The organism is Promicromonospora sp. NPDC023805 (assembly GCF_040639635.1).
Lineage (GTDB): Bacteria > Actinomycetota > Actinomycetes > Actinomycetales > Cellulomonadaceae > Promicromonospora.
The window spans coordinates 73,786-86,506 of record NZ_JBFAAH010000028.1; the positions used below are offsets into that span (position 1 = coordinate 73,786).

Sequence of the window (12,721 nt, forward strand, 5' to 3'; positions counted from 1 at the left end):
CGGCCCGGGCGGGAATAGCCCACCCGCTTCCGTGGCTCCGCTTCCTATGGAGTGGCAGATGACGACGCTGAAGCGCGACCCCGTGGTCGCCCACGTGGTGGCTGAGCTGGCGGCCCGGCCGGGGGAGCCGTGGACGCTCGACGAGATGGCGGGCCTGGTGCACCTGTCGCGCTCGGCCCTCACCGGGCGGTTCCGCCGCGCGACGGGTCACAGCCCCATGCGGATGCTGCGGGAGGTGCGGATGCACCGGGCCCGCACGCTGCTCACCGTCGAGCGCCTCTCGGTGACCCAGGTCGCGTTCGAGGTGGGGTACGGCTCGGTGGCGGCATTCAGCCGGGCGTTCGCGGCGGACCACGGCGTCTCGCCGCTCGCGTGGCGGGCCGGGCTAGCGACATCGACATCGACCCCGCCGCGGCGCCGGCCCTGGGTCCCGTCGGCCCCGCCGGCGGCCTCAGGTGCGGGGCACCCGCAGGACCGCCCAGCCGAGCCCGGCCGCGACCGCAGCTCCCGCGCCGACCAGCAGCAGCGACTGGACGCCGTGCCCGTCCAGTAGTGCGCCGCCCCGGGCGGCGCCGACGGTTATCGCTACCTGGAAGGCGGTGACCTGCAGCGACATCGCGGACTCCGCCCGCTCCGGCTCGACCCTGGTGACCCAGAGCTGTGTGATCACCGGCATCATGCTGATGGAGAGGCCCCACAGGACCATGGCGACCGCAAGCACGGGCACCGAGGTGGCGAACGCCGCCAGCAGGAGCGAGGCGGAGAGCACGACGGGCGCGACGGCGGCCAGCGGCCGCAGCCACCGGGCGAGCACGCCGGCCAGCAGGGTACCCACCAGCCCGCCGATGCCCCACGTGAGCAGCAGCCACGTGGTAGCGGCCGGGTCCACGTCCTCGATGGCTATGCGGATGTAGGGGTAGGCGGCGAAGTTGCCGAGCGCGACCAGCACCACGCAGGCGATACCCGCCATGAGCCGCCCGTTGCGCAGGGCCGCGCGCAGCATGCTCAGGCCGGCCCCCGGGTGGGGCGGGACGGAGGGCAGGGCCATGGCGAGCGCGACGGCGCCGAGCGCGGTGAGCACCGCGGTGCCGCCGAACGTGGCCCGCCAGCCGACGGCGTCCCCCACGACGGAGGCGAGCGGGATGCCGACCACCGTCGCGATGCTGGTGCCGAACGCCAGCGCGGACGAGACCAGGCGGTCCTTGCCCGGCACGGCGTGGGTGCCGGCACCAAAGGCGAACGACCAGTAGCCCGCGAGCGCGACACCGAGCAGCAGCCGGCCGACCAGGAGCACGGCGAAGCTCGGAGCGAGTGCCACCGCGACGTTCGAGAGCGCTGCGATCGCGAGCAGGGCGACGAGCACCGTGCGGCGGTCGGTCCGCGGGAGCAGCACGGCGATGCTCGGCGCGGTGAACGCGCCGGCGATCGCGGTAGCGGCCACCGCGAGGCCGGCCCGGCCCTCGCTCACACCGACGTCGGCCGCGAGGGCGGGCAGCACGCTCGCCGGGAGGAACTCGCCCATGAGCACCATGGCGATGCCGAAGGAGAGCGCAGCGACGGGTGTCCAGGTGCGTCGCGGAGCGGTGACGGTGCCGTCTGGCCGGCTGGCCGCGGCCCCGGGCGGGGCGCTCAACGAGACGTTCTGGGAAGGCATGCTCCCACCCTCGCCGATCACCACGCGGCGTGGTTGATCCCTCGGCGCGCCCGCTTGATCCCCCGGCGCGCTCACCCGTTCTCGCGGCGCTACGCGGGCGTCGCGGTGTGGCCCGCGCGGTCCTGGCGCCAGGCGCGGATGCCCGCGACCACCGACGCCGCGATGACGACGCCCGCGACCACGTACGCGACGGGTCGTACCGACGGGTCCGACGCCGCGAAGTACCCGAGCACCGTGATGAGGACCGCCCAGCTGAGCGCGCCGAACACGTTCGCCGTGAGGAAGCGCAGGTACGGCATGCCGCCGACCCCCGCGATTACGGGGACGAACACGCGCGCCCACGGCATGTAGCGGCCGATGACCACCGACCACCAGCCGAACAGCTCGTAGAACCGCTCGGTGCGCACCACCATCGACTGCACCCAGCGACCCTTCCGGGAGCTCAGGTACGGCCGCCCGTACTTGCGGCCCAGGAGGAACGCGACCTGGTCGCCCGCCACCGCGGCGACGCCGACGCCGATCGCGAGCACCCAGATGTCGATGCGGTCGGTGCTGCCCGCGACGATCCCCGCGCCGAACAGCAGACCGTCCCCGGTCAGGAACGGGATGAAGACGCCGACGAAGAATGCGGTGCCGACGAAGACGAGGCCCCAGACGACCAGGTAGAACGCGAGAGGTCCGAGCACGTCGAGCCAGCCGGCGACGTCGTCGGAGACCGTGGTTCTGATCATCGGGGGCGCCCTCCGGTCCTGACAGGGAAGTCCTGTTAGGACACCCTAAGGCGTGCCGGGCCTGGACCGGTCACATCAGGCGCCCGGACGGTCGACCACCCGCGACATCACGAGCGCCGTCCGCGTCTTGACCACGTGCGTGACCGTCCGGATGCGCTCCACCACGTGCTCGATCTGCTCCATGCTCGACGCCATGACGTGCACCATCGCATCAGCGTCGCCGGTCACGGTGGAGACCCGGACCACCTCGGGGATGGGCGCGAAGTCGCGTTCGAGCACCGCGGGCGAGACGATGCCGGAGCAGAAGATCTCGACGTACCCCTCAAGGGTCCAGCCCATCGCCTGGGGGTCCACGCGCACGGTGAAGCCGGCGATCTCTCCGCGGGTCATCATGAGGTCCACCCGGCGCTTCACGGCGGGTGCGGAGAGGCCGACGACGCTGCCGACCTCCTGGTAGGTGGCTCGCCCGTCGCGCAGCAGCTCTCCGACGATTGCCCGATTCACGGCATCCATGAACGAATCGTTCAGTACAGCGGGCGATTGCGCAAGAAACCGTGGCTGAATGCACAACGGAAGCATGGTTGTTGTGAATCGGTCCGCACGTAGCCTCACGATATGACGCAGACCACCGCGATGCCGCAGACCACCGCGCAGCGGACCGCCACACCCCGGCACTACCTCATGTGCCCGCCCACGTACTTCGACGTCGTCTACGCCATCAACCCCTGGATGGACCCGTCGTCGCCCGTCGACACCGCCAAGGCGCTCGCCCAGTGGGAGGTGCTGCGTGCCGCCTACGAGGCCCGCGGCCACCGCGTCGACGTGATCGAGCCCGAGGCCGGCCTGCCCGACATGGTCTACGCGGCCAACGGCGGGATCGTCGTCGGCGGACGGGCGCTCGCCGCCCGGTTCACGTTCCCCGAGCGCGCGGCCGAGGGCCCGGCGTACGACCGCTGGTTCGACACCGACGCCGCCGCGCCCTACCGCCGGCTCGGCGAGGCCGTCGAGACCATGGAGGGCGAGGGTGACCTGCTGCTGATCGGCAAGCTGCTGCTCGCGGGCACCGGCTTCCGCACCACGCCCGCCGGCCACACCGAGGTGGCCGAACGCCTGGAGCTGGCCGAGCAGGGCATCGAGCTCGTCCCGCTCGAGCTCGTCGACCCGCGCTACTACCACCTCGACACCGCGCTCTCGGTGCTCGACGACGGCGCCGTCTCCGGCGAGACCGTGGTGGCCTACCACCCCGAGGCGTTCAGCCCGGCCGCGCAGGAGACGCTGCGCAGGCTGTTCCCCGACGCGATCCTGGTCGGCGCCGACGACGCCGCCGTCCTCGGCCTGAACGTCGTGTCCGACGGGCTGCACGTGTTCCTCAGCGACCGCGCCCGCGACTACGCCGACGCCCTCAAGGAGCGCGGCTTCGTCCCGGTCGGCGTCGACCTGTCCGAGATCTTCAAGGGCGGCGGCTCGGTCAAGTGCTGCACGCTCGAGCTGCGCCCGGCGGCGGACGACCTCCCCGCCATCACCGTCACCCCCGAGGAGACCCAGCGATGACCACAGTCCCGTACCTCGACGTCGCCGCGACCGCCCGCTGGGTGGCCCGCCGCGGCCCCGAGGCGGCCATCGCCGCCCTGACCGACGCGCTGGAGCGCGACTTCGCGCGCTGGCCCGAGCTGGACAAGCGGCCGCGCATCGCGTCGCACTCGAAGGAGGGCGTCATCGAGCTGATGCCGACCTCCGACGCGGAGACCTACGGCTTCAAGCTGGTCAACGGGCACCCGCTCAACCCGTCGCTCGGGTTCCAGACCGTGACGGCGATCGGCGTGCTCGCCGACGTCCGCAACGGCTACCCGACGTTCCTCGCCGAGATGACGCTGCTCACCGCGCTGCGCACGGCCGCGACGTCGGCCCTCGCCGCCCGGTACCTGGCGCCCGCCGAGTCGCGCACCCTGGCCCTGATCGGCTGCGGTTCGCAGGCCGAGTTCCAGGCGCTCGGCATGCGCGCCGAGCTGGGCATCGAGACGCTCCGCATCTTCGACGTCGACCCGCTCGCCATGGAGAAGCTGGCCCGGCACGCCAAGGCGCTCGGCTTCGACGTGGTCATGGCGGTCGACGCCGCTGACGCCGTCCGCGGCGCCGACGTCATCACCACCTGCACCGCCGACAAGCAGAACGCGACGGTGCTGCACGACGCCGAGGTCAGGGGCGGGGTGTTCATCAACGCGATCGGCGGCGACTGCCCGGGCAAGACCGAGCTGGACCCGGCGATCGTCGCGCGCGCGAGCGTGTTCGTGGAGCTCCCCGAGCAGACCCGCATCGAGGGCGAGATCCAGCACCAGGCGCCGGACTTCCCGGTCACCGAGCTGTGGCAGGTCATCACGGGTGCGGCCGCGGGGCGGCAGAGCGCCGAGGAGCTGGTGGTCTGGGACTCCGTCGGGTTCGCCGTGGAGGACTGGACCGCGCTGAAGTTCGTGCTGGAGGACGTGACGGCGAACGCGCCGGAGCTGCTGCAGCACCTCGACCTCATCGCGGAGCCGGAAGACCCGAAGGACCTGTTCTCCCTGGTAGCCCAGGCCTGACCCTCTCCTCCGTTGAGTGCTGGATATTCGCCCTTCTTCGTGCGTCAGAGGGGCGAATATCCAGCACTCAGCGGGTTAGAGGAGGGTGGGGGTGAGGTTCGGTTCGCTCGCGAAGGTGTGGAACGGGTGGGTCGGGGTGGTCAGGCGGTGGTGGCCCAGGCGGAGCAGGTCCTGGTCGACGCCGCCCGGGGTCAGCATGAGCATCCAGTCGGCCGCCATGTCGTACAGGTCGGGTTCCAGGTAGCCGATCTTCACCACGACGACGTCGGTTCCGCGTGGGTCCAGGCCCAGCACCGTGAAGTCGCGCTCCAGGTGGTACGGCTTGCGGTGCTCCGTGAGGATCACGCGCAGCCCGGCCACGCGCACGACGGCGACGATCCCGGCGTCCGGGTCGCCCTCGCTGACGTGCTCCACGACGCCGCGCAGGCGGACGGGCCCGTGCGGGCCGTCGTCCACGCGGGCGCCCGCCTCGACGTCGACCTCGGCGCCCGCGCCGTGCTCCGCCCAGGCCCTCGCGACCTCGCGGGCTGCGGCGGCGTCGGGCAGCGAGGCGTAGATCGCGGTTCGCCCGCCGGCGTCGCCGGGAGAGGCGGCGTCGTCGGCCGGCCGGGCGAAGGCCGGCTCGGCAAGGAGCCGGGCGAGCGTCCACGTGACGTCGCCCGCGCCGCCCGCGGTCGGGTTGTCGCCCGAGTCGGACAGGAAGTACGGCCGTGCGGTGCTCGCCAGCGCGGTCGCCACGCACTCCTCGTACGGGGCGGCGGGCGCGACGAAAGCGAAGTCGTCCCGCGCGTCCCAGTACCGGCGGCCCAGCCGCTCGGCCTCGCGCACGATCACCTCCTCGTCATCACCCGTGACGACGACGGCGGCCCGGCAGCTCGGCTCGTCTGCCCACGCGTACCCGACCCAGAGCGCGGCGTCGACCACGCCGGGCAGCTCGGCCACGCGGGCCACGTCGGCGTAGATCGACGCAGCGGGCTCCAGCCGGGTGCTCGTCTTCTCGCCCGGGAGCAGCACGGGGACCTGCAGCCACGCCTTCTTCGGGGCGCCGCCGGACCGCAGCCGAGACAGCAGGTTGGTGGTGGCGCGCTCCCGCGTCTCCCACACGTCCTCGTGCGGGGCCATGCGGTAGCACGTGATCAGGTCGCTGACCTCGGCCAGCGCGCGCGGCACGTTGCCGTGCAGATCCATGGTGGTGCTGATCAGCGTCCCGGGTCCGACGGCGGCACGTACGGCCGCAGCGAGGTCGGCCTCGGCGTCGTCCCGGCCCACCACGGTCATGGCGCCGTGGATGTCGAGCAGCACGCCGTCGTACGGGCCGTGCTCGGCCTGCTGGGCGCGCAGCGTCGCGACGATCTCGTCGCGGACGGACTCGTAGACGTCGGCGGGGACGGCGCCGCCGGGCAGGGAGCGGGCGTGGAGCACGCCTGTCCAGTCGGCGGCGTCGCGCAGGGGAGCGCCGTCGGCGAGGAACGGGTAGTGCCGCACCAGCTCGTCGCCGCGGCGGAGCGTGAACGCCTCCCACCCGGAGCGGTGCGGCGAGAACGTGCTGGACTCGATCGACATGCCTGCGATCGCTATCCGAGGGCGGGAGCTGGTCATCGTGATCCTTCCGGTTCGAGAGGCAGTTTGGTGCCGGCCAGGGCGTGCGGGACGAGCGTGTCCTCCAGGAGGCGGCCCACGCCCACCAGGTTCGCGTCCGCGCCCAGGGCCGACGGCGCGATCACCAGGTCGCGGGTCGTCAGCGGGTGGGCGCCCTCGTAGATCTGGCTGCGGATCGCCGAGACGAACGGCTCCAGCGTGGACAGCGCGCCACCCAGGTACACGGCGCCGGGATTGAAGAAGTTGACCACCGTGCACAGCACCTCGCCCAGGTGCCGGCCGGCGGTCCGGGCGAGCGTGGTCGCCACCGGGTCGGCGTCCCGCACGAGGCGCAGGACGTCGGCGGTCGCGGCGACGTCGTACCCCTGCTCCTTCAGGAGCCGCACCAGGTGCGCGCCCGAGGCCACCGTCTCCAGGCAGCCGCGGTTGCCGCACGTGCACGGGGTGTCGCCCCCGGCGGGGACGCGGGTGTGCGTGATGTCGCCGGCCCCGCCGCCCGCGCCGCGGTACAGCCGGTCGTCGACCAGGATGCCGGCGCCGATGGCGCTGCCCGCCTTGACCGACACCGAGTGCCGGTGCCGACGGGCATGCCCGAAGTGCTCACCGACCGCCATCGCGTTGGCGTCGTTCTCGACCACCACCGGGACGCTCAGGGCGTCCTCGAGCCAGGTCCCGACGTCGAACCCCGACCACCCCGGCATGCGCGACGGCGAGTCGAGGGCGCGGCGGGCGACGTCGACCGGACCGGGCAGGGAGACGCCGGCGCCGAGCAGCCGGCCGCCGGCCGGCGCCTGGCCGCCATCCGGCACGGTGCCCGCCAGCTCGCGCAGAGCCGCCGTGACCTGCGTCAGCACCGGTTCGGGGCCGTCCGCGATGGCGATCGCGACCTCCGTCGTCGTGGCGAGCTCGCCGCCGTGCCGCAGGATCCCGAGGCGCGCGTGCGTGCCGCCGACGTCGACGACGCCGAGGTAGCCGGTGCTGCCCGGCACGCGCAGGGCCCGCGGGCGCCGTCCGCCGCTGGATGCGCCCTCGCCCGTCTCCTCCAGCGCGCCGGACGCGAGCATCGCCTGCACCCGCTGCGACACGGTGGACGGCGCGATGCCGAGCGATTCGGCGATCTCCTTGCGGGACCGGGCGCGTCCGCTCGACACGAGCACGAGAATCTCCCGCTCGAGCCGCGGGGCGGCGGCGCGGGGGCGCGCGAACTGGGCCACGGACATCCTCCATCTCTGCGACCCGGCACGCCGGGGACTCCCCGTACTTCAGCCGGACCTGGAACAAGCTAGGGCCACGAGTCTGCACCACGGCACGCCGTCGGCCCGGCCCGAGGGCTTTTTGCGGGGGCGAATTAACAGTCTTGTTACGGATAGCGCGTAGATCCGCAGAACTTAGTGCGTCTACGGTGCTTGATTATTCGGCCGCCGAATCAAGTTTCCAGGACCAGAGGCTCTTGCATCGACGGCGCTGCACACTCAAGGAGACACAGATGCGCATCACGCATGCCGGACGGGCCGCACGGCTGGCCGTCGGTGCGGCCGCCGCCGTCGCCCTCCTCGCCGGATGCTCCACGTCCTCCGGCGCGGACGGGGCGGCGGCCGGCCGCACCGACGTCAACTACGCGCTGCCCGCCAACGCGACCCCGAACTGGATAGTGCCGCTGGGTATCGCGGGCAAGCTCGCCACCCACAACTCCGCGATCATGCGCACCCTCTGGGAGCCGCTCGTCGCCTACGACGGCTCCGAGGGCGAGGTGGGGCGCGTCGCGAAGGCCGACCTCGCCGACGAGATCACCTTCTCCGACGACGGCCGCACCGCGACCATCACCCTCGACGACCGCACCTGGAGCGACGGTGAGCCCGTCACCTCTGCGGACGTGAAGTTCTGGTTCGACCTCGTGCAGGCCAACACCGACGTCTGGGCCAGCTACTCCGAGGGCCGCCTGCCCGACAACGTCACCGAGGTCGCGACGCCCGACGACAAGACCGTCGAGCTGACCTTCGACAAGGTCTACAACCCGGAGTGGCTGCAGGCGTCCCAGCTCACCCTGATCGTGCCGCTGCCCGCGCACGCCTGGGCCAAGACCTCGGACGACGAGCAGCCGGACCCGGCGCTCGCGGAGACGGAGCAGGGCGCCAAGGGGATCTTCGACTACCTCGTCACGCAGAGCGAAGACCTGTCCACCTACGAGTCCAACCCGCTGTGGCAGACCATCAACGGGCCCTACTCGCTGACGGGGTTCACCGACGCGGGCCAGGTCGAGCTGACCAAGAACGACAAGTACGACGGCGACGACGCCGCCTCGATCACCACGGTCAACCTCCTGCCGTACACGTCAACGGACGCCGAGGTGAACGCCGTCCGGTCCGGTGCGGTGGACTACGGGTACATCCCGACGACGGGCCTGGACGCGCCGGAGCAGTACGAGCAGCTCGACTACGCGATCGAGCCGTGGGCCGGCTGGTCGATCACGTACCTCCCGTACAACTTCAACCACCCCGTGATGGGCCCGGTCTACAGCCAGCTCTACGTGCGCCAGGCGCTGCAGCACCTCGTGGACCAGGAGCAGATCTCCGACGTCATCTGGAAGGGTGCCGCGCTGCCCGGCTACGGCCCGGTGCCGCAGAACCCCGAGAGCGACTTCCTCTCCGATGAGCAGAAGGCGAACCCGTACCCGTTCGACCCGGAGGCAGCGGCCGCGCTGCTTGCCGACCACGGCTGGACCGCGGGCTCCGACGGCGTGCTCGAGTGCACCGCCCCGGGCGACGGGGAAGACGAGTGCGGCGAGGGCGTCAAGGACGGCCAGAAGCTCGCGATCACCATCCTGACGCAGAGCGGCTCGGCCGAGACGGACAACATGTTCGCCGAGATCAAGTCCACTTTTGACCAGGCAGGCGTCGCCGTCACCATCGAGTCGGCGCCCCTGAACACGGTGCTCTCGTCCATCGCCCCGTGCACCGCCGACCAGCCGGACTGCGACTGGGAGCTGCCGTTCTTCGGTACGGCGGGCAGCTGGTACTTCGGCGGCTACCCGAGCGGCGAGCGCGTGTTCGGCACGGGTGCGGCGTCGAACTTCGGCTCGTACTCCGACGAGGAGCTCGACACCCTCATGCACGACTCCACCGAGAGCACCGACCCGTCGGTGATGCAGGAGTACTCGAAGTACGGCGCCGAGAACCTGCCCGTCATGTGGCTGCCGAACCCCGTCTACCAGGTGTCGGTGATCAAGAACGGTCTGGAGGGCACCACCCAGGACCCGCTCGCCAGCTTCCACCCGCAGCGCTGGAGCTGGGCCGACTGACATGACCACTGCCATCCCCGCGACGAGCGGGACCGTCCCACCCGGGGTCGCCGCGCCAGTACCCGTCAGGGCGCAGCGCGGCGGCTTCGGCCGCTTCCTGACCCGGCGCGTGCTCCAGGCGCTCGTCGTGGTCCTCGTGGTCAGCGTGATCGTGTTCGCGCTGCTGCACGCACTGCCCGGCGGCCCGGCCAGAGGCGTCCTCGGCCAGCAGGCCAGCGCGGAGCAGATTGCGGCGTTCGAGGCCGCGAACGGCCTGGACCAGCCCGTCGTCATGCAGTACCTGTCGTTCCTCGGGCGCTCCCTCACCGGAGACCTTGGCGAGTCGTACCTGCTCAACCAGTCGGTCGCCGACGCCATCGCCCTGCGCCTGCCCAAGACGCTGCTGCTGACCGGGCTCTCGCTGGTCGTCGCGGTGATCATCGCGGTACCCGTCGGCGTCTACCAGGCCGTGCGGCGCAACCGTGCCGTCGACTACTGGCTCTCGACCCTCGCGATCGTCGCGTACTCGACCCCCACCTTCTTCCTCGGGATGCTCCTGATCCTGCTGCTCAGCCAGACCGCCGGGCTGTTCCCCGCGGCTGCACCGCAGGGCAACGGGGTCCTGGAGGTGCTGTCCCAGCCCGCCGGACTCGTGCTGCCCGTGCTCACCGGAGCCGTGCCGATAGTCGCCACGTTCAGCCGCTACATGCGGTCCTCGACGCTGGACAACCTCGGCGAGGACTACGTGCGCACCGCCCGCGCCAAGGGCACCGGCTACCGGGACGTCGTGCTCCGGCACGTGCTGCGCAACTCGCTGACGCCGGTCGTCGCGATGCTCGGCTACTACCTGCCCGTCATGTTCGGCGGCGCGCTCGTCGTCGAACAGCTCTTCAACTATCCAGGCATGGGCCTGCTGTTCTGGAGCGCCGCGCAGAGCAGCGACTTCCCGGTGCTGCTCGGCTGCGTGCTCGTCATCTCGGTCGCCACCGTGGTCGGCTCCCTGCTGGCCGACGTCGTCCAGGCACTCCTGGACCCGCGCACCCGGGGGGCCGCACGATGACCGCTCTGCGACGTTTCAAGAGAAACCGCCTGGCAGTGGTCGGCGCGGTGGCGCTCGCGGTGCTGGTGCTGTTCGCCGTCCTCGGGCCGCTGGTCTACCCCACCGAGCAGGTGGCTACCGATCTCGGGGCCGCGAACCTGCCGCCAGGCGTCGACGGGCACCTGCTGGGCACGGACGCGCTCGGTTACGACAACCTGGGCCGGCTCATGGTCGCAGGCCGGGTATCGCTGCTGGTCGGCGTGGCCGCGGGCGTGCTCGCCACGGTGGTCGGCACCCTGTGGGGCGCGATCGCCGGCTACGTGGGGGGCGCCGTGGACGCCGTCATGATGCGTGTGGTCGACGCCGGGATCGCGATCCCGGCGATCTTCCTGCTGCTCGTGCTTTCGACGATCGTGCGGCCAACGGTCGGGATGATGATCGTCGTGCTGGGCATGGTGTCCTGGCTGGTCCCGGCCCGGCTGATCCGGGCGGAGGCGCTGTCCGTCCGGACGCGCGACTACGTGGTCGCGGCGCGCGCCATGGGCGCCTCGCACCGCCGCACCGTCCTGTCGCACGTCATCCCGAACACCGTCGGCACGGTGGTGGTGAACGCGACCTTCCAGGTGGCCGACGCCATCCTGCTCGTCGCCTACATCAGCTTCCTCGGCATGGGCATCCAGCCGCCCACCACCGACTGGGGCGCGATGCTCAACGACGGCATCAACTACATCTACCAGGGCGCGTGGTGGCTCATCCTGCCGCCAGGCCTCGCGATAGTCATCGTCGTGTGCGCCCTGAACTTCGTGGGCGACGGGCTGCGGGACGTCGTCGACGTGAAGGGGAGGACCGCATGAGCGCGCTGCCCGTGCAGGCCCCGCAGGGGGACGACGTCGTCCTGCGGGTCCGGGACCTGAACGTCACGTTCAGCACCGGGTCCGGAGACGTGCCCGCAGTCCGCGGCATCGATCTGGAGGTGCGGCGCGGCCGGGTGGTCGCGCTCGTGGGTGAGTCCGGCTCGGGCAAGAGCGTCACGTCGCTCTCCGTGCTGGGGCTGCTGCCCTCGACGGCGCGGGTCACGGGTTCGGTGGAGCTCGCCGACGGCGGCACGCTGCGCGACGTCGTCACCACCCCCGAGGACCAGCTCGTGGACCTGCGCGGCCGCGTGGCGTCCATGGTCTTCCAGGAGCCGATGACGGCGCTCAACCCGACCAGGACCCTCGGCGACCAGGTGGCCGAGGCCGTGCTGAACCACGAGCGGGTCCCGCGGGCGGTTGCCCGCGAGCGGGCCGTCGGCCTGCTGCGGTCGGTCGGCATCCCCGAGCCGGAGCGGCGCGCGCGCCAATACCCGCACGAGCTGTCCGGCGGGCAGCGGCAGCGGGTCGTCATCGCCATTGCGCTGGCCTGCGAGCCGCAGCTGATCGTGGCGGACGAGCCGACGACGGCGCTCGACGTGACCGTACAGGCCGAGATCCTGGACCTGCTGCGGGACCTGGTGGCGGAGCGGCGCACCGCGCTGCTGCTCGTCACGCACAACATGGGAGTGGTCGCCGACATCGCCGATGAGGTGGCCGTGATGAGCGGCGGCCGGATCGTGGAGCACGGGCTCGTGGAGCAGGTGCTGCTCGCACCCGAGCACGAGTACACGCGCACGCTGCTCGACGCGGTCCCGGCGATCCCGCCGGCCTCGCTGGATGACCGCGAAGTAGAGCGTGTGTCCGAGTCTCCCCGGCGAGGCCAGGGAGACTCGGACACCGGCTCCGACTACGTCCGCGGCAGGCTCGCCGCGTACTTCGACGACCTGGTCTCGCTCGGCGTCGACGGGTTCCGGATCGACGCATCGAAGCA

12 protein-coding genes are annotated in these 12,721 nt (G+C 71.9%); 7 read left to right on the forward strand and 5 right to left on the reverse strand.

All coding sequences use genetic code 11. The features are described 5' to 3' along the window. Positions 1 to 58: 58 nt before the first annotated feature. Positions 59 to 553, forward strand: coding sequence for an AraC family transcriptional regulator (locus AB0F70_RS22960; RefSeq protein WP_357453862.1), 495 nt, complete (start codon positions 59 to 61; stop codon positions 551 to 553). On the opposite strand, the gene AB0F70_RS22965 is transcribed toward AB0F70_RS22960, so the two are convergent. From AB0F70_RS22965 to AB0F70_RS22975, 3 genes are all read right to left on the reverse strand, one after another. Further along, the gene (locus AB0F70_RS22965) at positions 452 to 1,654 is read right to left on the reverse strand and encodes an MFS transporter (protein ID WP_357453866.1); all 1,203 of its coding nucleotides are present in this window, start codon (positions 1,652 to 1,654) and stop codon (positions 452 to 454) included. The genes AB0F70_RS22960 and AB0F70_RS22965 overlap by 102 nt on opposite strands. An 89-nt stretch (positions 1,655 to 1,743) precedes the next feature. Continuing rightward, a complete protein-coding gene (locus tag AB0F70_RS22970) occupies positions 1,744 to 2,385 on the reverse strand; it encodes a DedA family protein (RefSeq protein ID WP_357453869.1) in 642 nt (213 codons plus the stop codon). A 75-nt stretch (positions 2,386 to 2,460) separates the two neighbouring features. Continuing rightward, positions 2,461 to 2,898, reverse strand: coding sequence for an Lrp/AsnC family transcriptional regulator (locus AB0F70_RS22975; RefSeq protein ID WP_357453872.1), 438 nt, complete (start codon positions 2,896 to 2,898; stop codon positions 2,461 to 2,463). A gap of 102 nt (positions 2,899 to 3,000) precedes the next feature. Here AB0F70_RS22975 and ddaH point away from each other — a divergent pair, with 102 nt between their 5' ends. Continuing rightward, the gene (ddaH, locus tag AB0F70_RS22980; protein ID WP_357453875.1) at positions 3,001 to 3,936 is read left to right on the forward strand and encodes a dimethylargininase; all 936 of its coding nucleotides are present in this window, start codon (positions 3,001 to 3,003) and stop codon (positions 3,934 to 3,936) included. Next, the gene (locus tag AB0F70_RS22985; RefSeq protein WP_357453878.1) at positions 3,933 to 4,961 is read left to right on the forward strand and encodes an ornithine cyclodeaminase; all 1,029 of its coding nucleotides are present in this window, start codon (positions 3,933 to 3,935) and stop codon (positions 4,959 to 4,961) included. The genes ddaH and AB0F70_RS22985 overlap by 4 nt, the downstream gene beginning before the upstream one ends. A gap of 75 nt (positions 4,962 to 5,036) precedes the next feature. Here the strand turns inward: AB0F70_RS22985 and AB0F70_RS22990 are convergent, their stop codons facing one another. Together AB0F70_RS22990 and AB0F70_RS22995 are read right to left on the reverse strand one after the other, a co-directional pair. Further along, the gene (locus AB0F70_RS22990; RefSeq protein WP_357453881.1) at positions 5,037 to 6,560 is read right to left on the reverse strand and encodes a M81 family metallopeptidase; all 1,524 of its coding nucleotides are present in this window, start codon (positions 6,558 to 6,560) and stop codon (positions 5,037 to 5,039) included. Next, positions 6,557 to 7,774 (reverse strand): ROK family transcriptional regulator, encoded by a 1,218-nt coding sequence (locus AB0F70_RS22995; protein WP_357453884.1) that lies wholly within the window; start codon positions 7,772 to 7,774, stop codon positions 6,557 to 6,559. Before AB0F70_RS22995 ends, AB0F70_RS22990 begins: the two co-directional genes overlap by 4 nt. A gap of 272 nt (positions 7,775 to 8,046) precedes the next feature. On the opposite strand from AB0F70_RS22995, the gene AB0F70_RS23000 reads away from it, so the two are divergent. From AB0F70_RS23000 to AB0F70_RS23015, 4 genes are all read left to right on the forward strand, one after another. After that, positions 8,047 to 9,858: a peptide ABC transporter substrate-binding protein gene (locus AB0F70_RS23000; RefSeq protein WP_357453887.1), complete on the forward strand. Its 1,812-nt coding sequence runs from the start codon at positions 8,047 to 8,049 to the stop codon at positions 9,856 to 9,858. Position 9,859: 1 nt separating this feature from the next. After that, positions 9,860 to 10,897, forward strand: a complete 1,038-nt coding sequence (locus AB0F70_RS23005; protein WP_357453890.1) for an ABC transporter permease — start codon at positions 9,860 to 9,862, stop codon at positions 10,895 to 10,897. Continuing rightward, a complete protein-coding gene (locus AB0F70_RS23010) occupies positions 10,894 to 11,730 on the forward strand; it encodes an ABC transporter permease (protein WP_357453893.1) in 837 nt (278 codons plus the stop codon). Before AB0F70_RS23005 ends, AB0F70_RS23010 begins: the two co-directional genes overlap by 4 nt. Then, positions 11,727 to 12,721: ATP-binding cassette domain-containing protein (locus tag AB0F70_RS23015; RefSeq protein WP_357453896.1), on the forward strand; the 995-nt coding region annotated here is incomplete at its 3' end. The genes AB0F70_RS23010 and AB0F70_RS23015, both read left to right, overlap by 4 nt.